Below are 24,423 nucleotides of genomic sequence, written 5' to 3'. Positions count from 1 at the left end.
ACGCACGAAGTACGGGACAATCCAGGCGGGTACTCCCGCGCGGGGAGACACAATGGATAGCGTGATCATCGAGGGACGCACCGTGGAGGAAGCGGTCGACCGGGCGTTGCAACGCCTCGGCAGCCGCATCGACCAGGTTAAAATCGAGGTGATCGAAGAGAAGAAGGGCCGCCTCTTCGGGCTGCTCGGCGGCGGCAGTTGCCGTGTGAAGGTTTCGAATCAGCTGCGGACGGAGGAGCGGATCGAGGAGGTCCTCGGCGGCACGCTTCGCCTGATGGGCATTCCCTCCCAGATCGAGGTGGCCCGCGAAAAGGAGGACTTCAGCGTCGAGATCGGCACCGTCGAGTCCGACGGCCTCCTGATCGGCAAGCACGGCGAGACGCTCCATGCGCTGGAGCACCTCTTGAACCGGATCGTGCACAAGGACAGCGCCGAGCAGGGGCGCGTGAAGCTGGACGTGGGCGGCTACCGGAAGCGGCGGAACGATCAGCTGCGCGACAAGGCGCTGGGGATGGCGCGAAAGGTGAAGGAAACGGGGCGGGAGGTCGCGACGGATCCTCTCTTTTCGCCGGACCGGCGGGTGGTCCATCTGGCGCTCACCGGCGATAGCGGCGTGCGCACCTACACCGTCGGCGACGGGCTCTACAAGAGCGTGGTGGTCGCCCCGGCGGGCAAGGGGGACGGGCGGGGCTCCGGCGGCGGGCGGCCGCGCGGGTCGCGCTCCCAAAATCGCGACCGCGACGGCGAGGGGGGCGGCAACCGCGGCGGCGGGCGCTCCCGCTCCCGGCGGCGCACCGCGCGCCGCTGATCGAGCGGGGCTTCGGCGCCGCGGCGGGTTTCCCGCGCCGCGCCCCCGCCCCGAACGAACGATGACCGTACCTTACCAGGAAGACGACACCATCGTCGCACCCGCCACGCCCCCCGGCGTGGGGGCGCTGGCGGTGGTGCGCGTGAGCGGTCCGGCGGCGATCCGGATCGCCGACGCCGTTTTCCGCGGGCGGACCGCGCCGAGCCGCGCGCGGCCGCGCACCGCGCTTCACGGAAAGATCGTCGACGAAGGGGAGCGCCCCATCGACGAGGCGCTCCTCATTCTTTTTCCCGCTCCCCGTTCCTACACCGGCGAGGACGTGGTCGAGATCAGCTGCCACGGAGGGCCGTGGCCGGTGCGCGCCGTGGTGGAGCGCTTGATCCGCGCGGGGGCGCGCGCCGCCGCGCCGGGGGAATTCACGCGGCGCGCCTTCCGGAACGGAAGGATCGACCTCGCGCAGGCGGAGTCGGTGGCGGACCTGGTGCGGGCGCGGACCGAGGGGGCGGCGCGGACGGCGCTCCGCCAGCTCGGCGGCGAACTCTCGGGAGCGCTTCGCGCGATGCGCGGGCGCGCCGTCGATCTGTTGGCGCGGGTGGAGGCGGACCTGGACTTCGCCGACGAGGAGCGCTTCCCCGCCTACGACCGTGAGGAGGCGCGGCGAATCGTCGAGGAGGTGCGGCGGGAGGCGGAGCGTCTCGCCGGCGAGGGGGAGAGGGGGCGCGTCCTCGTCGAGGGGGTGGGGGCGGCGCTCGTCGGCCGCCCCAACAGCGGAAAGTCGACTCTCTTCAACGCGCTCCTCGGCGAGGAGAGGGCGATCGTCTCCCCCGAACCGGGAACGACCCGCGACCTTCTCGAAGGGGAGGCGGCGATCGGCGGCCTCCTCTTCCGCCTCTCCGACACGGCGGGGATGCGGGAGGCGCCCGGCGCGGTGGAGGAGGAGGGGGTGCGCCGCGCGCGGCGGCGGAGCGGCGAGTCGGATGTCCGCATCGTGGTGCTCGACCGTTCGGAACCGTTGACGGATGAAGATATGCGCGTGCTCGCCGAAACCGCCGGCGCGGCGCGCGTGGTGGCGCTCACCAAGAGCGACCTGCCGGATCGCGCGGGCCCGCCGCCGCTCATCGAGGGGGAGCGCGCGGTGAATGTGAGCGGTCTCACCGGCGACGGCGTCGAAGACCTCCGCGCGGCGCTCCTCGCGGCGGTCGAGGGGGAGGAGACCGCGAAGATCGGCGACGCGGTGATCAGCGGCGTGCGGCATCTCGAGGCTGTACGTGCCGCCGAGCGCGCCCTCTCCCGCGCCCTGCAATCCATCGATCGCGGCGAACTACTCGCCGAAGACCTCCGCGAAGCCGCCTCGCAAATCGGCTCCATCCTCGGCGAAGGCACGCGCGAGGAGGTGCTGGACCGCATCTTCCAGCGGTTCTGCATCGGGAAGTGAGAGGCGCCCGGACTCGGGGGTCTTTTCATCGCATCCCTTCTACTACCATTGTCTGGGCTGGTCCGCGCCCCCGCACGAAGCTCTTCCTCCGAATCTCTTCCCTGCGCGAATCCTCATGAAAAGGTAGAATAGGCAAAAGCGCCGCGCACCGGCGGCGCGGGGGAGCGCGTTTCATGAAGTCCGTATACGACATCGCGGTGATCGGGGCGGGGCACGCGGGGTGCGAGGCGGCGCTCGTGGCCGCCCGGATGGGCTGCTCCGTTCTGGTGGTGACGCTGGAGCGATCCGGCGTGGGCCGTATGTCGTGCAATCCCTCCATCGGCGGGCTCGCCAAGGGGCACCTGGTGCGGGAGATCGACGCCCTCGGCGGGGAGATGGCGCGCGCCATCGACACGGTCGGCATCCACTTCAAGGTGCTGAACAAGAGCCGAGGCCCGGCGGTGCGCGGCCCGCGCGCCCAGGCGGACCGCGTCGCCTATGAAGCGTACATGCGCGCCGCGCTGGAGGACGCCCCCGGCGTCGAACTCGTCCAAGGGGAGGTCGCGGAGGTGCTCACCGGTGGCGGCGAGGCGGCCGGAATCGCCCTCGCCGACGGCCGCCGCGCCCGCGCCCGCGCGGTGATCCTCACCGCAGGCACCTTCCTCGCCGGCAGGATGTACACGGGAGAGAAACGCGTCGAAGGGGGCCGCCGCGGCGAGCCGGCGGCGCGCGCACTCTCGGAGAGCATGCGCGCCCTCGGATTCCGCACCGCCCGGCTCAAGACCGGAACGCCCCCCCGCGTTCTGCGCGATTCCATCGACTACGACCGCACCGACGAGCAGCCGTCGGACGACCCGCCGGTCCCCTTCTCCTTCGGAACGGGGCGAATCGACCGGCCGCAGATCTCCTGTTGGATCACCCGCACCGGCGAGGAGGCGCACCGGGAGATCCGCGCCTTTCTCGACCGCTCGCCCCTTTTCACCGGCGTGATCGAGGGGACCGGCCCGCGCTACTGTCCCTCCATCGAGGACAAGGTGGTCCGCTTCCCCCACCACGGCAACCACCAGGTCTTCCTCGAAATGGAAGGGGACGGCACCGACCTGGTCTACCCCAACGGGCTCGCCACCTCACTTCCCGAAGAGGCGCAGGAGCGCTTCCTCCGCGCCATCCCCGGCTTGGAGCGCGCGCGGATCGCGCACTACGGATACGCCGTGGAGTACGACTTCTTCCCCACTTCGCAGATCCGCCGCTCCCTGGAGACGAAGAGGGTGCGACGCCTCTACCTCGCCGGGCAGGTGAACGGGACGAGCGGCTACGAGGAAGCGGCGGCGCAGGGATTGATGGCGGGGATCAACGCCGTGCTCGCTTTAGACAAAAAGGATCCGGTCGTCCTCTCGCGGAGCGAGGCGTACATCGGCGTGCTCATCGACGACCTGGTGACGTGCGTCCCCGCCGAACCGTATCGGATGTTCACCAGCCGCGCCGAGCACCGCCTCCTCCTCCGCCACGACACGGCGGACATCCGCCTCGCCCCACTCGGCGAGCGCCTCGGAATTTCCCCGCCGGGGCTCGCGGACCGCGCGCGCGCGCGGGACGCCGCGGCGGAACGGGAGGTCGCCTTCCTCGCGCGCCGCGCCGTTCCCCCCGAACTCGCCGGGCCGGTGACGCGCGGGCGGGGAGGCGAGCCCCCCGCCGGGCCGATCGACCTCGCCTCCCTTCTCCGCCGCCCGGAGATCCGCTACGAGGACATCGTCTCTCTCCGGAACGGCGAGCCCCTCCCGGACGAGGCGGTGCGACGCGAGGCGGAGACGCGGATCAAGTACGCCGGATACGTGGAGAGGCAGCGCCGCGCCGTGGAGCGCCTCGCCCGGATGGAGGAGCGCGCGATTCCGCGCGACTTCGACTACGAATCGGTGCGCGGTTTCTCGCGCGAGGGACGGGAAAAGCTGATCCGCTTCGCGCCGGACACGGTCGGTGTCGCCTCCCGCGTCGAGGGGGTGACCCCCGCCGACCTCTCCCTCCTCGTGGTCCACCTCGACCGGCGCGCCCGCGCCGCGGGAGTCGGGGGCGCGCGATGAGCCACTTCCCCGACAAGCTGATCCTCCGCGCCCGCGCCGGGGGGATCGAGGCGACGCCGGAGACGAGGAACCGCCTTCGCGCCTATCGCGACATGCTCCGCGAGAAGGGAGGGATGTTGTCGCTCCTTTCGGCGGCGGACCTCGCCGATACGGGCGGGATCACGAGGCATCTCGAGGACGCCGTCGACGCGCTTCTTTTCGCCGACCCCGAAACGGGCGCGCGAGTAGTCGACTTCGGCGCGGGCGGCGGCATCGTCGGCATTGCCTGGGCGATCCTCCGCCCCGACATGAGCGTCGCGCTCCTCGAATCGAAGCACAAGAAGGCGCGCTTCCTCGCCGCCGCCACCGAGGCGATCGGGCTCGCGAACGCGCGCGCCGTCGAGGGGCGCGGCGACGCCCCCGATCTCGCCGGCGCATTCGACCTGGTGGCGAGTCGCGGCGTCCCCACCGACCGCCGCGCCCTCGCCGCCCAATCCCGTCTTCTCCGTCCCGGCGGCCTCCTCCTCCTCTTCAAGGGACCGGAGAGCGCCCCCGCCGCCCGGCTCGTCATCGGGCGCTCCAAGACCTTCGAGCTTCGCGAGGAAAAGAGCCATTCTCTCGGCGACGGCAAAGAGAGGATCTTCCTCTTGGCGGAGAAAATCTGAGCGCGGTTCCCCGCGCCCTCCCTCGCCCGCCGCCCCGCCCGAAACCCCGTGCGGCGCGCCCCGGCGCCGTGTACAATTCCGCCCATGACCCCGGAGATCGGAATCCTCTTCGCCGTCCTCGGCGGCATGGCGTATCTCTTCTTCACCGAGAAGCTGCCGGTCGACCTGACCGCCTTCGCCGGGCTGGTGATCCTCACCCTCGCCGGGTTCCTCGGAACGGACGAGGCGTTCACCGGGTTCGCGTCGCCGGCGGTCATCACCATGTTCTCCGTCTTCTTCGTGAGCGCCGGCCTCCTCCACACCGGCGTGGCGGACTGGATCGGAAACCGCGTCCACCGCCTCCTCGGGAGCCGGGAGACGCCCCTCATCGTGGCGATCATGTTGGTCGCCGGCGTCCTCTCCGCCTTCATGAACAACATCGCCGCCGCGGCGGTGCTCTTGCCGGCGGTGGCGAGCATCGCCCGCGAGGCAAAAGTGTCGCCGTCGCGCCTCTTCATCCCCCTCAGCTTCGGCGCGATCCTCGGCGGCACCACCACTCTGGTCGGCACGCCGCCGAACATCCTGGCGGACAGCATGCTCCGCGCGCGAGGGCTCCCCGGGTTTTCCCTTTTCGACTTCACACCTATCGGCGCGGTCCTCCTCGGCGTGGGAATCCTCTTCATGGCGACCGTCGGGCGCCGCCTCCTGCCGCGCCGGAGCATAGCCGAGGAGTCCGCCCGCGGCGGCGACCTGGTCCGCGCCTACAAACTGAGCGACCTCCTCTTCTCGATCCGGATCCCCCACGACTCCCTCCTCTCCGGCCGCACCCTGGAGGATTCGCGCCTCGGCGCCGCGCTCGGCGTGCAGGTGGTCGGTATCCTGCGCGAGGGGAAGAGGCAGCTCGCCCCGAACGCGGACGCGACGCTGCGGGGCGGCGACGTGCTCTTGGTGAAGGGGAAGTTCGATGACGTGCAGGAACTCTTCCGCATGCAGGGGCTCGAGCTCGCCGACGCCCGTCCCTGGGACCTGGCCCGCGCGACGGGACGGATCGGCGGCGCCGCGGCGCGGATCGCATCCGGGTCGGCGATGGCGGGACGGACCCTTCGGGGCGTTCATTTCCGCCGCCGTTTCGGCGCCATGGTGGTCGGCATCCGTCGCGACGAGAAGCTCCTCCAGCGCGCCCTCGCCGACGAACCCCTCAGCGAAGGAGACGAGATCCTCGTCTTCGGCACCCAGGCGCAGCTCGAGGAGGTGGCGAAGCAGAAGGACTTCCACATGCAGCCGATGGGGCCCTCTCTCTTCGAGGACCTGCGCGGACAAATTTCATTCCTCAAGGTACCCGACGGCTCCAAGCTGGCCGGCGCCAGCGTCGCCGAAAGCCGTTTGGGCGAGCTGACCGGCCTCACCGTGGTCGGCATCAGCCGCGGCGAGGAGACCCTTCTCGGCGTCGATCCGGAGGAGAAGCTTCGGGCCGGCGACCGCCTGCTGGTGGCGGGCGACGAGCGGCGGATCCGCTCTCTCCTCGCCCTCGGCGACGTGCAAATCCAGCCGGAGACGGAGGACGACGAGCTGGAGTCGGAGGACGTGGGGATCGTGGAGGCGACGCTGACGCCGCGTTCGCGCGCCGCCGGCAAGTCGCTCAGAGACCTGGAGTTTCGAGAGAAATACGGCCTCCAGGTGCTCGCGCTTTGGCGGGAGGGAAAGCCGATTCACAGCGGCTTCGCGCGCCGGCCCCTCCGGTTCGGCGACGCCCTCTTGCTGCAGGGACCGTGGAGCCGGATCCGCCTTCTCGGATCCGACCCGGACTTCGTCGTTCTCTCCACCCGCGCCGCCGAGCCGCGCCGCACCCGGCGCGCGCCGGTCGCCGTCGGCGCGCTGGCGCTCCTGATCGCGCTGGTTTCCACCGGCTGGCAGCCGATCCACGTCGCCGCCTTCGCCGCCGCCGTTTTCACCGTCCTCGGCGGCGCGGTCACCATGGAGGAGGCGTACCGCGCCGTGGAGTGGCGCGCCGTCTTCCTCGTCGCCGCCATCCTTCCCGTGGGGATCGCCATGGAGAGGACCGGCGCCGCCATGCTCCTCTCCCACGCGGTGACCGACCTCGCCGGCCCGCACGGTCCCTACGCGGTGCTCGCCGGCCTGGTCGTTCTCTCCAGCCTGCTCAGCCAGTCGTTGGACGGCGCGCCGGCGGTGGTGCTCCTGACGCCGGTGGCGATCGCCACCGCCGAGGAACTCGGCATGGATCCGCGGACGGTGATGATGGGGGTCGGTCTCGCCGCCTCCGCCGCCTTCATGACACCCTTCAGCCACAAAGCGAACCTGCTCGTCATGGGCGCCGGCGGCTATCGCGTGCGGGACTACCTGCGCGCGGGCACACCGCTCACCCTGATTCTGCTGGCGCTCCTCGTTCTTCTCACGCCGGTTTTCTTTCCGGTGCGGTAGGAGGGACGCGTGGACCGTCGCGGAGAGAGGGGGGGCGAAGCGAACGGGGCCGGGGCGCGCCTCCCGGGACGGCTCGGCGCGCGAACGGCGCTTTTTCTCTTCCTCCTGGGCCTCGCCGCGCGATTGGTTTATCTGTGGGAGATTCGCGGCGGGCCGATCGCCGACGTCCTCCTCATCGACTCGGAGACCTACGACCGATTCGCCCGAATGATTCTGGAGGGGCGCTTCCGCGGGGAGGCGATCTACTCCATGAACCCCCTCTATCCCTGGTACCTCGCGGCGGTCTACAAGGTGGGCGGCGGCCCGGAGGCAGCGCGCGTGGTCCAGGCGGTTCTGGGGGCCCTGAACGCCGTTCTCCTCGCGCGGATCGGCGCGCCGCTCTTCGGGAGGGCGGCCGGGATCGCCGCGGGCGCGGCGCTTGCCCTCTACGGCCCGGCCGTTTTTTACGCGGGCGCGCTTCTGACGCCGGTTCTCATCGAGACGGCGTTTCTCGCGGCGCTCCTCGCCCTCACGGCGTGGGGGGAGCGGGGGCGGCCGGTTCACGCGGCGCTCGCCGGGCTCGCAGTCGGGATCGCCGCCCTCGGCCGGGGGAACGCGGCGCTCTACGTTCCCGTCGCCCTCGCCTTTTTCCTCGCGCGAGGCGGGGGGCGGCGGCGGGCGCTCGCGCACTGGGCGCTCTTCGCCGCCGTCGCGGCGGCGCCGCCCCTCCTCGTCACCGCGCGGAACGCCCTCGTGGAGGGACGCTTCGTCCCCATCGCCGCCAACTACGCCGCCTTTTACATCGGTCACAATGCGGACGCGCGCGGCCTCTACCAACCGACGGAGTACGCGACGAGCGCCCGCTTCGCGGAGGAGGTGCTCGGCACCCGGGGGGCGGTCTCCCGCGAGCTGGGCCGGCCGGTTACCCTTGCGGGGAGCGCCCGGCACCTCTTCCGGAAGGGGCTCGCATGGTCGGCGGCGCACCCGGGGGCGGAAGCGCGCCTCGCGGCGCGGAAGTTCTTCTACTTTTGGAACGCCGTCGAGTCGCCGACCAACCTCAACTTCCACTTCGCGCGCGACTTTTCGACCCTCCTCCGCGCGCTGCCGCTCACCTTCGGCTTCGTCGGGCCGCTCGCCGTTCTCGGGATGATTTATAGAAGAAGGGATTGGCGTCGACATCTCCATCTCACCCTCCTCGTCGCGATCGTCCTCGCGACCGCGCTCCTCTTCTTCGTGAGCGCCGAGTACCGGATGCCCGCCGCCCCGGTCCTTCTTCTCTTCGCGGCCGCCGCCGTGGAGGAGATGGTGCGGCGGGCCCGTCGCCGGGGGGCGCGCGCCCTTCTCTTCCCAGCGCTCATTCTCGCGCCGCTTCTCCTGTTCGCGCATTTGCGGGACGACCTTCTGGATGCGCAGACATGGAAGAGGGTCGACTACCTCAACTTCGGCACTCTCTACCGGGATCGCGGGGAGGGGGAGAGGGCGGAGGCGATGTTCCTCGGCGCGCTCCGAATCGATCCGCGCTTCGGCCCCGCCCACGCCGCCCTCGCCGCTCTTTACGCCGCGGCGGGGGACGACCTGCGCGCCGCCCGGCACCTGGAGCTGGCGGAGCGCTACGCCCTTTCGGGACAATACGAAGGCGCCGCGCCGGAAATCTCCGACGCCACGCGCGCCCTCGCCGCCGCCGCGGAGCGTTACCGGGCCGGCGATTACGCCGCCGCCCTCGTCGATTTCGAGCGCCTTCTCGCGTCCTTCGAGGAGCGGGGCGATTCGGCGGCCGCCCGGAGCGCGCGAAACAACATCGGCCTCTGCTTCTGGAAAACGGGCGACCTCGGCCGGGCGGAGCGGACTTTCCGCGAACTCCTCGCCGAGGATTCCTCGTACGTCAAGGGATACGCCAACCTCGCCCGGGTCCGGGTCGCCGCCGGGGACCGCGCGGAGGCGGAGGCGCTCCTCCTCCGGGCGCTCCGGATCGAGCCGGACAACGAGCGCCTACGCGCGCAGCTGGAGAGGATCCGCGCGGGGGCGAAGGAGTAGCCGGCGCTCGTGCGGGAATAGAAATGGCCCGGGATCTTCTCCCGGGCCCGAGCGTCGCCGAACGGGAATACCGACGCCAATTATTTAACGAATTAAGAGCATCTTGCGGGTCGCCGTGAAGCCTTCGGCGCTCATCCGCGCAAAGTAGACGCCGGAGCCGACGGAGCGCCCCCGGGCGTCCGCGCCGTTCCAGACGGCGTCGAAAGAACCCGCGTCGCGAGTTCCCTCGACGAGAGTCGCCACCATCCTGCCGGTGATGTCGTAAACGTCCACGCGCACCGCGCCCCGCCTCGGCACTTCGAAGCGGATCACCGTGCGTGGATTGAACGGGTTGGGCGCGTTCGGGAAAAGGCGGAACGCGGCGGGCGCGGCGCCGGGCGCGTCCACGGCGGTGGAGCCGCCCCCCTCGGCGATGAGCGAGGTCTGGTTCGCGGCGAGGGTGGTGAACGTCTCCGGAGAGCCGCCGGGCCAGAGGATCTCCAGCGTGTCGACGATCGACGCGCCGCCGAGGCCGAAGAGAAGCATGCCGTCGTCTTGAGAGAGGTAGCCGGAGCCGCCGGAGACCTCGCGGGTTTGCGCGACACCGCCGGCGACGAGGCGCACCCGCGCTCCGATCGCCGCGGCGTTCGACGTGGTTCCCGCGAGAACGAGCCGGAACCAGTTGTTCCCCCCCGCCTGATCGTTCCGGAGGAGCATGTTCGCGCCTCCCGGATTCGGCAGGTAGAGGTCGGGGTCGCCGTCGCCGTCCGCGTCGGCCAGCGCCGCGCCCGCCCCCGAGCCCGCTTCGCGAAGCGTCGGGTCGGCCGCGTCGGCGAACCCGCCGTCGCCGAGGTTCTCGAGGAGCAGGTTCCCGGCCGGGCGGACCACGAAGAGGTCCAGGTCGGCGTCGAGGTCGAAGTCGGTCCAGGCGACGCCGTAGCAGTCGCCGTTTCCGCCGAGCGCTCCGGCGGTCGCGTCGACGAAGGTCATGGCGCCGTCGTTCCGGAAGAGCCGGTTCGTCGCTCCCTCGTTGGTGATGTAGAGGTCCGGGTCGCCGTCGTTGTCGTAGTCTCCCCAGGCGGCGCCGTAGGTGGAGGATGCGTCGCCGAGCGGTCCGGCGGTGACGTCGGTGAAGGCGCCGCCGCCGTCGTTCCGGATCATCCGGTTCGCGCCGAAGGCGTTGCCGAGGTAGAGGTCCGGATCGCCGTCGTTGTCCGCGTCCGCCCAGGCGCAGGCGAAGCCGAAACCGATGTCGCCGAGCGGCCCGGTGGTGGCGTCGGTGAAGGCGCCTCCCCCTTCGTTTCGGAAGAGCTTGTTCGCCGAGCCGGCGTTCGCCAGGTAAAGGTCGAGCAGCCCGTCGCCGTCGAAGTCCGTCCAGGCCGTAGAGAAGCCGAGGCCCCAGTCGGCGAGGAGCGCCGGCGTGACATCGGCGAAGTCGCCGCCGCCGTCGTTGCGGAAGAGGCGGTTCGCCCGATCGTTGTTGACGATGTAAAGGTCGAGGTCTCCATCGTTGTCCGTGTCCCCCCAGGCCGCCCCGGATCCGCCCCCCGCGTCGGCGAGCGGGGCGGGCGTGGCGTCGACGAAGACGCCGCCGTCGTTGCGGAAGAGACGGTTCGCCGAGGACTGATTGGTGATGTAGAGGTCCGGGTCGTGGTCGCCGTCGTAGTCCCCCCAGGCGATCCCCTGGCCGACGCCGGCGTCGTCCAGCGGCGGGAGGGTCGCGTCGGCCCAGCCCGGGGAGGGCTCGACGAGGGTGAGGACCGTGTCCGCCGCGGTGCCCGCGAGGAGCTGCGTGTTCCCCGAAGGCCAGGACACGAGGATCGTGTCGACGACGGTCGCCGCGCCGAGCCCGAAGGAGGCGACCGGCTCGTCTTGGGAGAGGTAACCGCCGCCGCCGCCGATCCATCGGGTCTGAACGAGTTCGCCGGCGACGGCCCGCACGCGCGCGCCGATCGCCGCGCCGTTGGACACGGTCCCGCGGAGGCGCACGCGGAGCCAGTGATCGCCGCCGGAGAGATCGTTGCGGAAGAGGACGTTCGCCCCCTCGTTCGCCACATAGAGATCCAGATCGCCGTCGGCGTCGGCGTCGGCCCAAGCCGCGCCGCGTCCGTCGCCGGCGTCGCGCAGCGCCGCGTTCGCGACGTTGGCGAAGGTGCCGCCGCCGTCGTTCCGGTAGAGCTTGTTGTAGTCGTTGTTGGCGAGGAAGAGATCCAGGTCGCCGTCGAGGTCGTAGTCCGCCCAGGCGACGCCGTAGCTCGTGCCCCGGTCGGCGAGGAGCGCCGGTGTGACGTCGGTGAAGGCGCCGGCGCCGTCGTTGCGGAGCAGGCGGTTGATCCCGCGGTTTGCGATGTACACGTCCGGGTCGCCGTCGTTGTCGTAGTCTCCCCAAGCGGCTCCGTGGCCGAGGCCCGTGTCGCCGAGAGGTCCGGATGTGACGTCGGTGAAGGAGCCGTTCCCGAGGTTCTTGAAGAGGATGTTCGATCCCGTGCGCACCGAGTAGAGGTCCGGGTCGCCGTCGAGATCGTAGTCGGCCCACTGGGCGCCCCAGCGGGTGCCGCCCACGGAGAGGTTCCCCGTCACGTCGGCGAATGCGCCGCCGCCGTCGTTCCGGAAGAGCTTGTTCCCGTCGTCGTGGTTGACCAGGTAGAGGTCGGCGAGGCCGTCGCCGTTGTAGTCGGCCCAGGCGGTGCCGCGCCCCTCGGCGGCGTTGGCGAGCGGGCCCGAAGCCGCGTCGATCCACTCGCCGCCGTCGTTGCGGAAGAGGCGGTTCGCGCCGGCCTTGGCGAGGTAGAGGTCGAGGTCGCCGTCGTTGTCGGCGTCCGCCCAGGCGGCGCCGAGGCCGTTTCCGTCGTCGCCGAGAGGCGCCGGGGTCGCGTCGACGAGCGTGCCGCCGTCGTTACGGAAAAGGCGGTTCGCGCCGTCGGCGTTCACGAGATAGAGATCCGGGTCGCCGTCGTCGTCGCTGTCCCCCCAGGCGACGCCGCGCCCCGCGCCCGCGTCGCCGATCGGACCCGCCGTGAGAGGCGTGAACGCCGTGGAGGCGAAGGAGGCCGGAGCGATTTTGAAGAGCGCGTCGCTGGTGTCGTTGCCGGATCCGGCGGCGTTGTGCAGGACCACTCGGACGAGCGCGCCGTATGTGGGCGCGTCCGGCACGTCCCAGGAGTGGGAGCCCGGGTCGCCGGCGAGGGAGTCCGCCACGGAGAACCAGGAGTCGCCGCTGTCTGAGCTGCAGAAGATCGAGTAGGAGAGCGCCGGATCGCCGGAGTTCGTCCAGGTCACGTCGCGCGTCTCGCCCACTTCCCAGAACTCGCCGCCGTTCGGGGAGGTCACCTCCACGATCGGCACCGGCAGGATGGTGAAGAAGGCGTTGCTCGTGTCGGCGTCGGCGCCGGCGAGATTCGTCGAGAGGACGCGGACCAGCGCCTGCGTGGTCGGCTGCGAGGGCACGGTCCAGGCGATCTCGCCGTAGCCGGTGTCCGCGGCGACGACGGCGACCGTGTCCCAGCTCGCGCCGGCGTCGACCGAGTATTCCACCAGCGCCTCGGTGGCCGGTTCGTGCACGTTGGTCCAGCGAATCGGCTGCACGCTCCCCTGGCCCCATGCTTCGCCGCCGTTCGGTTTCAAAACGGTCACGGAGGGGGCGATCAACTCGACGACGGGGTAGACGTCGTCGGCGGGGACGCCGGCGAGCGTCTGGGTTACGCCGGAGGGCCAGGTGACGAGAATCGAGTCGATGACGGATTCGCGGGCGAGCCCGAAGAGGGCGACCGGCTCGTGCTGGGAGAGGGCGCCGGAGCCGCCGTCGATCCAGCGGACCTGCGACGCGCCGTCGGCGACGACCCGCACCCGGGCGCCGATGCTCGTTCGGTTGGAGACGGTGCCGACCGGCTCCACGCGGACCCAGCGGTGAGCCATGTCGATATGGGTCGGCGAGTCGCAGCGGACGAGGAGGTCCGCGCCGTCGCGGGCGAGAAAGAGGTCGGCGTCGCCGTCTCGGTCGAAATCGGCCCAGGCCGCGCCGTTCGCGAGGCCCGCGTCGGCTATCGCGCCGGAAGCGGTCTCCGCCCAGGAGCCGCCGTCGTTCCGATAGAGCCGGTCCGCGACGCCGCTCCGGACGAGATGGAGGTCGAGGTCGCCGTCTTTGTCGTGGTCGACCCAGGCGGCGGCGCGCCCCGCGCCCGCGTCGTTCAGGGGCGAGAGGGTGGCGTCGGTGAAGACGCCGGAGCCGTCGTTCCGGAGGAGACGGTCCGCGGCGCCGTCGTTCGCCAGGAAGAGATCCGGGTCGCCGTCGTTGTCGTAATCCCCCCAGGCGAGGGCGGCGGTCGGCGCGTTCCCCGCCAGGGCGCCGGACGTGGCGTCGACGAAGACGCCGCCGTCGTTTCGGAGATAAACATTCGGACCGTCGGTTGCGACATAGAGGTCGGGATCGCCGTCGCCGTCCGCGTCCGCCCAGGCCGCGGCGTTGTCGCCCGCCGAGGCGAGGGCGCCGGAGGCGACGTCGACGAAGGAGGCGCCGTCGTTGCGGAAGAGGCGGTTCGCCGAGCCGTCGTTCACGAGGTAGAGATCGAGGTCGCCGTCGAGGTCGTAGTCGCCCCAGGCGGCGGAGCGGCCGTTCCCGGTGTCGCCGAGCGGGGCGGTGGTGGCGTCGGTGAAGGCGCCGTCGCCGTCGTTGCGGAAGAGGCGATTCGCCGAGCCGTCGTTCACGAGGTAGAGATCGGGATCGCCGTCGTTGTCGGCGTCTCCCCACGCCGCGCCGCGGCCGTTCCCGGTGTCGCCGAGCGGGGCGGTGGTGGCGTCGGTGAAGGCGCCGCCGCCGTCGTTGCGGAAGAGGCGGTTCGCGCCGCCGTCGACGGTGAGGTAGAGGTCGGGGTCGCCGTCGCCGTCCATGTCCGCCCACGCCGCGCCTCGGCCGTCGCCGGCGTCGCCGAGCGGGGCGGCGGTCGCGTCGGTCCAGGCCAGGCTTTCCTGGGCCGGCTGGATTCCGCGGATCAGGGATTCCGCCATCGGGTTGGTGGAGCCGTAGATGTTGTCGATGGTGTACCAGGCGGTTTGCGATCCGCCCCAACCGTAATTGATGTGGTACTGGTTCGTCGTCTCGATCACCCGCCAGCCGTCACAGACGATGGAGTGCCCTTCGATGCGGTACTGCATCGGCCGATTCGCGTCGATCTCCTCCTGGATGATGGCGAACCAGGAATCGGCGGTGTGCCAGAAGCGGTCCTCCTCGTCGATGGAGACGCCGTCGTAGCGGAAGTACTCGGGGAAAACGGTGAGCGCGTCGCTGGTGTATGCGCCGGAGCCGCAGAAGCCGTAGTCCATGTTGAAGGCGACGCCCGTTTCGCGGCACAGCTCGGCGAGCGCCGCTTCCTGCGCGGCCGTGCAGCCGCCGTCGCAATTGTCGGGCATGTTCGCCCAGTCGTAGGCGTCCGAGAAATCGGCGTACTGCGTGCCGCCCCCCACGCTTCCGCCGCAGGACTGATCGCCGTCCCAGGTGTAGCTGTGTGTTCCCTCGCCGTTCGGCGGCCAGGCGTGGTAATGCAGGATCTGCGCCGCGGCGGTCGCTACGCAGCCGACGACGGTGCGGCCGCCGTCTCCCATGGGACAGGTGTTGTTGTAGGGCGCGCCCTGGTGCCAGCTCGCGGTGAGCAGCGGGCCCACGCCGCGGAAGCCGTTCACCTTGCGGATCCGCCCGCCCGCATCGTCGGTTTCGGCGGAGGCGAGGAAGCGGTCCCAGAGGAGCCTCTGCTCCGGCGCGAAGATTCGCTCCGACGAGCCGTCCGTTTCGCGCGCGTCGAGGTCGCCGTAAGTCTCCGCGTAACGGGTGATGCGGTCGCGGAGGACGTCCCGGATCAGCGCCGGGAGGCCGCCGTCTTCCATGTTCAGGTCGGTGACGGTGGAGTAGCTCTTCACGGGCGCCATCTGCTTGAGGACCGGAACCACCACGAAACCGCTCGGCTCGATGTCGAACGCCATGCCGAGAAGGGTGTCTCCGGAGGTGATCGCCTGCGCGCCGGCGATGGTCGGGGAGGTCGATCCCCCCCAATCGCCCAACGCGTCCACGGCGCGATCGAGCCAGGCGAGGCAGATCTGTTCCATCTCCTCCTGCGTGGCGCGCTCCGCGGAAACGGGCGCGGCCGCGGCGGCGAGAAGGAGAATGATAAAAAGAGCGGTGAAACGGGTGGCGTGACGCATTCCCTTTTCCTCTCGTTCGTGTCCGAATCGGGTGAAGCGGCGGGGGGAAGGTCGGGAGACCTCTCGAGAACCAACTCAATAATACCAGATAACCATATGCGAGTCAATCTGTTCCGTCGTTCTGTGAAGGCGTCCGGCGTGGGACAGGGGCGCGGTTGAAGAGAAAAGAGAGACGATTCACGCAAACCCTCCGCCCATGATCCGGATCCGCGGCGAGGGCGAGGGGCGCGATTGCGGGCGATTCCGATTAAGGAAGGTTAACCGTTTTGACCGGACCTTAACGGGACAACGGCCGCGGGGGTTGTTATCCTCTCTTCGTTTCCGATGCCGCGCTGTCTCGAATCACCCGGGCGACCGTATAAAGAACAGCGGAACACCCGCACAAAACGAGAATCGGTCCGGGGAATGCGTGAAGCGCCCATAGATGGCCGGTGTCGGAAGAAAAGCGGCTCTCCCGCCGCACGCGGTTCTTCGCGGCGGCATGGAGAAGGGGACGACCGGAAAAGGGCGCGGCCCGGCGGCGGCGGGCCTTTCTTTTTTTCTCGAGCACCGATTCACTTAAATGCGAAGGAACGGATCGATCAGCGGGCGAGCACGATCCGCCGCGCGTCCGAACCCCCATCGGTCCGGAGAAGAACCAGATAGACGCCGCTCGCCGCCGACCGACCACGGCCGTCCCTTCCGTCCCAGAGGATCTCGTGAATCCCCGCGCCGACCCGCCCCTCGGCGAGAACGCGGACCGCTCGCCCGGCGGGATCGTAGACGGCGAGCCTCGCCTCCCCGGCGTGGGCCGTCTCGAAAACGATCGTCGTGGCGGGATTGAAGGGATTGGGACGATTCGGCAGGAGGCGGACCTCCGGGCCGGAGCGTGCCGGCGGCGCGGCGGAGGCGACCGCGACGGCGACGCACTCCTGCATCCAGGTGATCCCCGCGGCCGTGTCGAGGAGGTCGGTGAAGGCGGACCAGGCGGCGGCGTCCGCGCGCAGGTGAGCGTCCAGGAAGAGAGTCAGGTACCCGACGACCAGGTCGTGCTGCGCGGCGCGGTCGATCAGCGGCGAGGGGCAACCGATCTCGCCGAGCCCGCAGAGGAAGTCGTACTCTCCGAACTGGCAGTGGCTCGCGCCGGTCAGGTTCAGATAGGTTTTGCACCCCGCGCCGAAGGAGTCGAACATCGGGATTTGATGGTCCGCCGGGGGCGTGACGCAATCGCGGGAACCGGCGAAGAGGAGCGCGGGAACGGTCAGGCCCTGAACGGCGGCGATGGCCGAGGGATTCGTCTCCGCCGCGGCGAGCGTCACCGACGCGTCGATCGACGGATTCTCGGCGAGGGAGAGAAGGGACGCTCCTCCGCCCATCGAGTGGCCGCCGGCGGCGACGGAGGAGTCCACGTGCCCCTCCAGCGGCGAACCGGGTTCCCCGTTCGCGGCGCGGAGTCGGTCCGCCAGGAAAGCGATGTCCCTGCCCAGCTCGAGGTGATCCGGGAAGAGCACCTCCTCGGTCCTGGGGAAGGCGACGATGTAACCGGCCGGAACCACACCCTCCCAAATGTAGTCGTAGTCGTCGGCGTTCATCTGGTACCCGTGGCCGAAGAGAAGGACCGGGAAATCGCCGGCGGCGAAGGGGACCTCCTCGCCGGGCGCGTCGGCGGGATAGTAGAGGTCGACCTGCACGGAACGGTTCCCCCGGGCCGGGTCTGTGTAGGAGAGGGTTCGGGAACCGACGGAATAGTCCGCCGCCGCCGGTGCGGCGAAGGCTGAGGCGAGCGCCGGCGCGAGGGCGACGAAAACGAGGGCGCGGGGGAAAAAGGTGCTCACGGCGATCTCCTCACGAACGGGCCGTACGGCTGCGAGGGGATGTTCACCCTCAGTATAGCACGGATCGAAGGAGGCTTGTTCTAACCACGGAGCGCGGGAAGAAGAAGAGAAAAACTCGCGCAGTGTCGCAGAGAGAAAGAAAAAGCCCCCCTCCTTCGCAAGGCAGAAGAGAAGATCTTCCTCGCATTTTTCCGCGTCTCTGCGTTGCCGCGCGAGTTTTTCTCTTCATGATCTTCGCGGTCAAAACCCTTCAATCACGAACCTCTATCGGGCGCCGCTCGGGCGACGGGCGGTTCACGGCGCGTCGGCGAAACCACGGGGGAGACTCCGCGCCGGGGAGAGTCCCGCCCGCCGGGCCGGAAGTCGGGGACGATCATCGAGACGAAGGGTCGTTCCGTCACGCCGTCGCCCTCCGTTTCACCGGGCGCCGCCGCCCCCCCGTCGTGATCCGAATCGGCGCGCGTAGACGTAGGTGAACTCGGCGCCGAGGAAGAGGATCTGGGCGGTGTAGTAGATCCAGAAGAGGAGCACCACCAGCGAGCCGGCGGCCCCGTAGAGGGAGGTGAAGGTGGAGCGCCCCAGGTAGATGCCGAGGAGCATCCGTCCGATGGAGTAGAGCGCGGTCGTCAGGATCGCGCCGCCCCAAGCGTCGCGCCAGGCGATGGGCACGTCCGGGATTATCTTGAAGATGAGCGCGAAGAGAAGGGTGGGGAGGCCGAAGGCGGCGACCAGGTGAACGCCGTACCAAAACCGGTCGATCTGGGGGAAGAGATGGCGGAAGTGTTCCGTCGCCGCCGTCACCGCCGTCCCCGCGAGAAGCGAAACGAGCAGCAGGAAGCCGGTCGCCAGAACCATGAGAAGGCTGAAGACCCGGGCGCGGAAGAAGTCGCGCCAGCCGCTCACGCGGTGTCTCTCGGTGTGCCAGATCATGTTGAGCGAGTCGTGGAGCTGGCCGAACACGGCGGAGGCGCCGTAGACGAGAAAGACGAGACCGAGGGAGGTGGCGAGCAGCTTCGACGACCCGCTGCCCGCCGCCGCCACCAGGTTCTGCACCGTTCGCGCCACCGGCTCCCCCATCAGACCCTGCAACCGCATCACCAGCTCTCCCTCCACAGCCTCGCGGCCGAAGACGAAACCGATGACGGCGATCATCAGCACCAAAAGGGGGGCCAGCGAGATGAGCGTGTAGAAGGCGAGGGCGGCGGCCATGCGCTGCGCCGCGTCCCGCCGCCACTCGAAGAGGGCGTCCCGCAGGAGCACTCCGAAGGCGGCGAAAGCCGAGCCGAGCAGGTTCATCCTTTCCGCCCCCCGTCGCCGAAGCGGTAACCCGACGGCACCAAGAGGCGCACGCCGCCGGGGATCACCTCCGTCTCGAAAGGAGTCTCCCCGATCAGGTCGCCGTCGATGTGGACCGGCATGGGCGGCTTCGTTTCGACGCGGACGCGACGCCCGCGCTCGTGCCGGATCAGCTGGAAATCCTCCTTCCGGAGCGCCAGGTCGTGCCGGCGGAAGGCGAGGCGCCGGGAGAGAACCTTCAACCGGCCGGTGATGGTCGGCACCGGGGTTACGACGATGTCGAGGAGGCCGTCGTGCGGGGTGACGCTCATGGCGAGGATCGCCTCCAGCGGCGCCGAGACGTGGCTGTTGACGATGACCACCGACGAGGCGCGATAAACGCGCCAGCGGTCGTCGACCTTCATCTCCACCCGGTTGATCCGGATTCGAAAGAGGTTTCGGATACCGGCGCCGACGTAGGCGAGGAAACCGAGACGGGCCTTCACGTCGCGGGGGGTGTCCACGATGTACTGCGCGAAAAGCCCGAGCCCGGCGGCGATCAGATAGTACCGGTCCGCGCCGACGACCCGGCCCACGTCGAAGGGGACCTCTCTCCCCTCCAACAGTTTGTCGAGCGCCCATTTCGGGTATAAAGGAACACCGATGCCGAGGGCGAGGAGGTTCGCCGTACCGGTCGGCACCGGCGCGAGGGGAATCTTCGCCCCCGCCGTCATCAGGCCGTCCAGCGCTTCCCGGATCGTGCCGTCCCCGCCGGCGACGATCAACAGGTCGTAACCCTCGTCGGCCGCGGCCGCCGCCCACCGCCGCGCGTCGTCCTCGCCCCCCGTCTCCCGGATCGCGTGCGCGCCGTCGTACCGCTCCAGCGCCTTTTCCAACGCGTGCCGCGGATCGAACCCCGGGATCCGCCATCCCGCCTTGGGATTCAGAATGGCCAGGATGCGACGGTATCGGTTTCCGCCATCCTTCCCTTTTCCGGCGTCGCCGAGAAGAGGCATGACGATCCGTTCCTCGGGCCCGATCAGAGACCGGCCCATTCGATGGCGACGAGAAGCGCCGCCAAGACCGCCGCCGCGGCCGGCACCACGAGGCGCGGCGGCGCGCCGAGAAGCTCGGGGAGGGTGAGCGCCGGGAAGGCGCCCCTCTCCAATACCCTCGCGCGGATCGCCGGATAGAGCGCCGCGAAAAGGCCCGAGCCGATCAGCATTCCCACCGCGCCGCCGAAGAGGGCGTCCAGCGCGCCGTGCCCCACCGCGCCGGCGACGGTGCCGGGGCAGTAGCCGAGGAGCGCGAAGCCGACGCCGAAGAGGAGCCCGCCGAGCCCGGTGGCGCCCCAGCTTCCCGGCTTGGGATGGAGCCGCGCCCAACCGCGGGCGCGCATCCCGTACACCCCGATCATGCCGACCAGCGCGGCCGTCATCATCACCTTCAGAACGGTGAAGTCTTCCAGGAGGAGCTGGCCGGCGATGACGTCGAACCGTGTCACGCCGCTCTTGTCGAGAAGAAAGCCGAAGAGGGCGCCGAGGCCGAAGCCGACGCCGATCTGCGGTCCCCGTGCGGCGCGTAGGCGGTCGAGCATGATTCAACCCGTCCCGAAGAGCAAGAAGGCGGCGGCGACGCCTCCGGCGAAGAAGGCGGCGACGGCGACCCAGCCGCTGAGCGCGAGCTGGAGCGTTCCACTGATGCCGTGCCCGCTGGTGCAGCCGTTCGCCCAGCGGGAGCCGAATCCCATCAGCACGCCTCCGGTGAGGGCGGCGGCCCAGCGCGCCCAGGCGGACCCGCCGAAGAAAGCCTCCCAGCGGGGCGGCACCCACTCGAGCCGGAAGGAGCCGGAGAGGAGCGAGGAGATCGCCGCCCCGGCGAGCGCGCCGATCACCAGAGCCCCGTCCCAACCGAAGGAAGGCTTTACCTCGAGGTAATAGGGGCGAAGCCGGGCGCGGTCGCCGCGGAAGAGCGCCTCGATCGCGCCGCTCGCCCGCGCGAAGGGAGTGGAACAACCGATCGCCTTGTCGGAGAGGAGGAAGGCGATCCACGACAGAACGCCGATTCCCGCGCCGACCGCGTAGGGGGACCACCGTGCGAGGAGGAAGGGATTCGTCATCGTTCGCTCCGGCCGAGGGATCGCCGAACGCGCGGCGGTCTCAAGGCTTCCCCGCTAACGCCGCAGTGCGAGGGCCGTGGGGGACGAGGCACAACGGACACTCCGGCGCGTATCCCGCCGCCGCGTATCCCGCCGTCCCTCCCGCCACGTTGAAGACCCGGCGAAATCCATGACGTTTCAACAGACTTGCGCCGAGGCTCGAACGAACCCCGCTCGAGCAGAGCAGGACCACGGGAAGGTCCGGGTCGAGTTCCCGATACCGCGACCGGAGGTCCGCCACCGGAATATGGATGGAACCCCGGATGTTCTGCGCCTCGTATTCGCTCTCGGCGCGCACGTCGATCAGCGCGCCCGGCTCCCCGCCGGTGATGCGCGAGTGCAATTCCTCCGCCGAGAGAAGGGGGACGTGCTCCGCGGGCAGGCCGGCGCTCCCCCACGCGCGCATCCCTCCCTCCAGGTAGGCCTCGGCCCGGTCGAGCCCCACCTTGCGGAGCAGGATCGTCGCCTCCTCCGCCCGCCGCCGATCGTCGGCGACGAGCAGGATCCGCCGGTCCGGCGGAATCACCCAGCCGGCGAATGTGGGGAAGTTGCCCGCGAGATCGATGTGGAGGGCGCCCGGCACGTGCTGCGCGCCGAAGGCTTCGAAGGAACGCACGTCCAGCACGATCCGTCCCCGCTTGCCCGCCATCTCCCGGAAGAGTACCGGCGGCAGCGGCGGCGGAAGGGGCATGCGGCCCGTCGGCGCGGGCCCCTTCGCGTTCTCGTCGCTGCAACGGGAAAAGTGATCCGGCGGCAGCGGCATCCCCTCGGTGAGGGAACGGATGAAGCGCTCCCGATCTCGAATGCGGAGCGCCCGGTTGTTTCTTTTCTCGTAACCGATCGTGCCGGATCGTTTGGCGCTCATGGCGCGGCCGCAGAGGGAGCCGGCCCCGTGGGCGGGATAGACCTCGACGAAGGGGGGGAGGCGGAGCAGCTTCCCGTGAAGGCTGTCATAGAGGGACGCGGCGAGGGAGCGCGCCCGTCCCGGAAAGAGATCCGGCCGGCCCACGTCGCCGATGAAGAGCGTATCGCCGCTGAAGACGGCGACCGGATCTCGGCTTCGGCTTCCGTCGGTGACGACGTAGCAGACGTGCTCCGGCGTGTGACCCGGTGTTTCGATCACGCCGATCGTGAGATCGTCGATCCGGATCTCATCCCCCTCCTTCACGCCGAGGTGCTCAAAGCGGCAGCGCGCCTTTCGCGGCGCCACGATGACCGCGCCGGTCGCCCGGGCGAGGTCGATGTGGCCGGACACGAAATCGGCGTGGAGATGCGTTTGCAGCACGCGGGTGATCTTCAGCCCAAGCTCCTCGGCGGCGCGCAGATAGGGGCGGATGTCTCGTTCCGGGTCGATCACCGCGCACTCCTTGCGGCCTCCGAGCACATAGGAACTGTGGGCGATGCCTTGCACGAAGTGATGGTGGATCCGCATTTCCTTCTCCTTGGTCCCGCCGGTCCGGGCGGGGGCGCGGGCCCGCCGGGGGCGCGTCCCGGATCGGTTCGACGCATGAAATTATGGACGAAACGGGGCGCGATGCAAGAAAGGAGTGGAGTGCCCCGGCCCCGGAAGAGAAAGTTTATTTGTCACGGATCCGGAGAACGCGCAGGTCCTTCTCGATGATTTCCCGGGCGCCCGCCTCCATCTCCTCGATTCGGTCCGAATCGTCCTGGGCGTCCATGTAGCGGCCCCGGAGCGCGTCGAGCCGTCCCGAGGCGATAGCGGCCACCATCGCCGCCGCCTTTTCGGGCGGGATGTCGAGACCCCGGTCGATCCGGTCCGCGAGACGCCCCATCCAGCGGCGCCCCTCCTCGGTTTCGGCGAAGGGCGCGGTCATGGCGGTTCGTACGAAGCCGGGGCTGAGGGCGAACACCTGAATCGGCGCGCTTGCGATTTTCAACTCCGCCGTGAGCGTTTCGGTGAGACGCATCACCGCCGCCTTGGTGCTCCCGTAGGCGGAGGCGAAGGGGAAGGGTCCGGCCGTGCCGCCGCCGGCAAGGTTCACGATCCGTCCCCCGCCGCGCGCGATCATCCGCGGGATCAGTGCGCGACAACAGAGATAGACTCCGTACAGATTGGTGCGGAGATCGGTCCACCATGCCTCCGGGTCGGTCTCCCAGGTGGGGCCGAGGGCGGCGAGGCTGCCGGCGTTGTTCACTAATAGATCGATGGGTCCCAGTTCCGACTCCGCGCGGGCGACGGTCGCCTCCACCGCCCCCGCGTCCGTCACGTCCAGGATGTACGTCGCCGCCCGCCCGCCGGCCCGCTCGATCTCCGTCCGCGCCTCCTCCAGCTCGGCGGCGGTGCGCGCGGCCAGCGCCGTCGCGGCGCCGTCCGCGGCGAGTCGCGTCGCGATCGCCCGGCCGATTCCGCGCCCGGCGCCCGTCACCAGCGCCGCGCCCCGTCCCGTCCTCTCGTTCTTCATGCCGCCCCTCCGTGTAACTCATGAATTGTCATCTTCTTGGGGGGACACGCCCCCCGAGGCCCTCCCCCTCAATGTAAACGAAAGAAGCCGGTGGTGAAACCGCCGTGCCCTCCCTTTCGGGCACGCCCCTTGCGAATCCATTCGGTCGGAACGACAACGACGGTGGAAGGAAATGGAGAAGATCGACCGGAAATCGCGGAAAAGGGAGAGAAGAGGAGAAGAACGGAGGGCGGATCGGTCGGTGAATCTCGGAGGAGGATGGTCAAAATGTTCGCATTTGGTCTTTTCGAGTTCACAGCGCTCTTCGGAGTGACCGCGCACGATCCGATGACCGGGGAATGCCTGGGGCACCTCTTCCGCTTCCTGGCGCGGTTTCTGTAGCCTGCGTCGCGGCGATATTCCGCGGGTGATGCGCTCCGCGGGGGGAGGCCTCGGTAATAAGGCGGCGCGTCGAGGACCTCTCCCCCGGAGCCTTCTGGAAAGCACGGCGATCCGTCGCGGGCGAGCCCGGGACGGCGGGGACTGGGGGTGATGGAATTGCTCTTTCTGGAGAAACGACTGAGAGAAAAACAGGCCGGCGATTCCCAGCGGATCCATGCTCCCGAGGATAGGGAAAAAGGCGACCTCCTCGACTTCATAACCCCGCGCAATCGGGAGATCATGGAGAGGAAAATCGCCAGCCTGTTCCGAGAAAAAACCGAAGCGGAGGAATAGCCTATGGCGTAGTAGAGGGGCGGCCGGGGTTGCTCTCCTGCACATGGCCACATACGCGTCCCGCGCAAGGCAATCGCTCCAAATGCCCGGAGCCCCTCGGTGCGGCGTGACGCCCGTCACGCCGCGCCTTCCTTTTTTCCGCTCCTTTCCGCCGCCGGCCTTCCCTTCGGGGCACGGTGTGGGGAGAGGGACGGACGGGGTCTCCCTCTCGGAGTCCGGGGCGCTTGGAATCGGTATCGATTCATTCCCTTCCCCCACCGGTCTCCCTTCGGGGCACGGTGTGGGGAGAGGGACGGACGGGTAATCCCTCTCGGAATCCGGGGCGTTTGGAATCGGTATCGATTCATTCTCTTCCCCCACCGGTCTCCCTTCGGGGCACGGTGTGGGGAGTGGGACGGACGGGGTCTCCCTCTCGGAGTCCGGGGCGTGCCGCCCCCTGGGTGGGTTCGTGATCGCCACGGAGTTCCCACAAGGGTGCGACCTCGCGCGGCTG

At 69.7% G+C, this 24,423-nt stretch carries 15 protein-coding genes; 7 read left to right on the top strand and 8 right to left on the bottom strand.

Annotated features, from left to right (window positions below):
- Positions 1 to 52: 52 nt before the first annotated feature.
- The 6 genes from JW958_02375 (at position 53) to JW958_02350 (ending at position 9,375) form a co-directional block, all read left to right on the top strand.
- The gene (locus JW958_02375; protein ID MBN1825083.1) at positions 53 to 808 is read left to right on the top strand and encodes a Jag N-terminal domain-containing protein; all 756 of its coding nucleotides are present in this window, start codon (positions 53 to 55) and stop codon (positions 806 to 808) included.
- 61 nt (positions 809 to 869) lie between these two features.
- Positions 870 to 2,243, top strand: coding sequence for a tRNA uridine-5-carboxymethylaminomethyl(34) synthesis GTPase MnmE (gene mnmE, locus JW958_02370; GenBank protein ID MBN1825082.1), 1,374 nt, complete (start codon positions 870 to 872; stop codon positions 2,241 to 2,243).
- Positions 2,244 to 2,416: 173 nt separating this feature from the next.
- Positions 2,417 to 4,300, top strand: a complete 1,884-nt coding sequence (gene mnmG / locus JW958_02365; GenBank protein MBN1825081.1) for a tRNA uridine-5-carboxymethylaminomethyl(34) synthesis enzyme MnmG — start codon at positions 2,417 to 2,419, stop codon at positions 4,298 to 4,300.
- Positions 4,297 to 4,944 (top strand): class I SAM-dependent methyltransferase, encoded by a 648-nt coding sequence (locus JW958_02360; protein MBN1825080.1) that lies wholly within the window; start codon positions 4,297 to 4,299, stop codon positions 4,942 to 4,944. The genes mnmG and JW958_02360 overlap by 4 nt, the downstream gene beginning before the upstream one ends.
- An 84-nt stretch (positions 4,945 to 5,028) precedes the next feature.
- The gene (locus JW958_02355; GenBank protein MBN1825079.1) at positions 5,029 to 7,362 is read left to right on the top strand and encodes an SLC13 family permease; all 2,334 of its coding nucleotides are present in this window, start codon (positions 5,029 to 5,031) and stop codon (positions 7,360 to 7,362) included.
- Positions 7,363 to 7,371: 9 nt separating this feature from the next.
- Complete coding sequence (locus tag JW958_02350) at positions 7,372 to 9,375, top strand: glycosyltransferase family 39 protein (GenBank protein MBN1825078.1); 2,004 nt, start codon at positions 7,372 to 7,374, stop codon at positions 9,373 to 9,375.
- 84 nt (positions 9,376 to 9,459) lie between these two features.
- On the opposite strand, the gene JW958_02345 is transcribed toward JW958_02350, so the two are convergent.
- From JW958_02345 to JW958_02310, 8 genes are all read right to left on the bottom strand, one after another.
- Positions 9,460 to 15,546: a VCBS repeat-containing protein gene (locus tag JW958_02345; protein MBN1825077.1), complete on the bottom strand. Its 6,087-nt coding sequence runs from the start codon at positions 15,544 to 15,546 to the stop codon at positions 9,460 to 9,462.
- Between the two features lie 581 nt (positions 15,547 to 16,127).
- Entirely contained in the window at positions 16,128 to 17,360 is a 1,233-nt protein-coding gene (locus JW958_02340) for a T9SS type A sorting domain-containing protein (GenBank protein ID MBN1825076.1), read from the bottom strand.
- Positions 17,361 to 17,777: 417 nt separating this feature from the next.
- Entirely contained in the window at positions 17,778 to 18,656 is an 879-nt protein-coding gene (locus JW958_02335) for a YihY/virulence factor BrkB family protein (protein ID MBN1825075.1), read from the bottom strand.
- Positions 18,653 to 19,651: a diacylglycerol kinase family lipid kinase gene (locus JW958_02330; protein MBN1825074.1), complete on the bottom strand. Its 999-nt coding sequence runs from the start codon at positions 19,649 to 19,651 to the stop codon at positions 18,653 to 18,655. Before JW958_02330 ends, JW958_02335 begins: the two co-directional genes overlap by 4 nt.
- A 23-nt stretch (positions 19,652 to 19,674) precedes the next feature.
- On the bottom strand, positions 19,675 to 20,232 hold the full coding sequence (locus JW958_02325; protein MBN1825073.1) for a YeeE/YedE family protein: 558 nt from the start codon (positions 20,230 to 20,232) through the stop codon (positions 19,675 to 19,677).
- Between the two features lie 3 nt (positions 20,233 to 20,235).
- Entirely contained in the window at positions 20,236 to 20,754 is a 519-nt protein-coding gene (locus JW958_02320; protein MBN1825072.1) for a YeeE/YedE family protein, read from the bottom strand.
- A gap of 40 nt (positions 20,755 to 20,794) precedes the next feature.
- A complete protein-coding gene (locus JW958_02315) occupies positions 20,795 to 22,225 on the bottom strand; it encodes an MBL fold metallo-hydrolase (GenBank protein MBN1825071.1) in 1,431 nt (476 codons plus the stop codon).
- A gap of 145 nt (positions 22,226 to 22,370) precedes the next feature.
- Positions 22,371 to 23,216: an SDR family oxidoreductase gene (locus JW958_02310; GenBank protein MBN1825070.1), complete on the bottom strand. Its 846-nt coding sequence runs from the start codon at positions 23,214 to 23,216 to the stop codon at positions 22,371 to 22,373.
- Positions 23,217 to 23,744: 528 nt separating this feature from the next.
- Here JW958_02310 and JW958_02305 point away from each other — a divergent pair.
- Positions 23,745 to 23,930 (top strand): hypothetical protein, encoded by a 186-nt coding sequence (locus JW958_02305; protein ID MBN1825069.1) that lies wholly within the window; start codon positions 23,745 to 23,747, stop codon positions 23,928 to 23,930.
- Positions 23,931 to 24,423 lie beyond the last annotated feature (493 nt).

This window comes from Candidatus Eisenbacteria bacterium, assembly GCA_016930695.1.
Classification (GTDB): Bacteria; Orphanbacterota; Orphanbacteria; order Orphanbacterales; family Orphanbacteraceae; genus JAFGGD01.
This window is presented reverse-complemented; position numbering and strand designations above follow the sequence as displayed.

Coding starts and splice junctions, on each gene's coding strand:
- JW958_02335 (MBN1825075.1), bottom strand. CDS start 18,656: ATGAACCTGCTCGGCTCGGCTTTCGCCGCCTTCGGAGTGCTCCTGCGG.
- JW958_02320 (MBN1825072.1), bottom strand. CDS start 20,754: ATGACGAATCCCTTCCTCCTCGCACGGTGGTCCCCCTACGCGGTCGGC.
- JW958_02345 (MBN1825077.1), bottom strand. CDS start 15,546: ATGCGTCACGCCACCCGTTTCACCGCTCTTTTTATCATTCTCCTTCTC.
- JW958_02360 (MBN1825080.1), top strand. CDS start 4,297: ATGAGCCACTTCCCCGACAAGCTGATCCTCCGCGCCCGCGCCGGGGGG.
- JW958_02325 (MBN1825073.1), bottom strand. CDS start 20,232: ATGCTCGACCGCCTACGCGCCGCACGGGGACCGCAGATCGGCGTCGGC.
- mnmG (MBN1825081.1), top strand. CDS start 2,417: ATGAAGTCCGTATACGACATCGCGGTGATCGGGGCGGGGCACGCGGGG.
- JW958_02375 (MBN1825083.1), top strand. CDS start 53: ATGGATAGCGTGATCATCGAGGGACGCACCGTGGAGGAAGCGGTCGAC.
- JW958_02355 (MBN1825079.1), top strand. CDS start 5,029: ATGACCCCGGAGATCGGAATCCTCTTCGCCGTCCTCGGCGGCATGGCG.
- JW958_02330 (MBN1825074.1), bottom strand. CDS start 19,651: ATGCCTCTTCTCGGCGACGCCGGAAAAGGGAAGGATGGCGGAAACCGA.
- JW958_02310 (MBN1825070.1), bottom strand. CDS start 23,216: ATGAAGAACGAGAGGACGGGACGGGGCGCGGCGCTGGTGACGGGCGCC.
- mnmE (MBN1825082.1), top strand. CDS start 870: ATGACCGTACCTTACCAGGAAGACGACACCATCGTCGCACCCGCCACG.
- JW958_02315 (MBN1825071.1), bottom strand. CDS start 22,225: ATGCGGATCCACCATCACTTCGTGCAAGGCATCGCCCACAGTTCCTAT.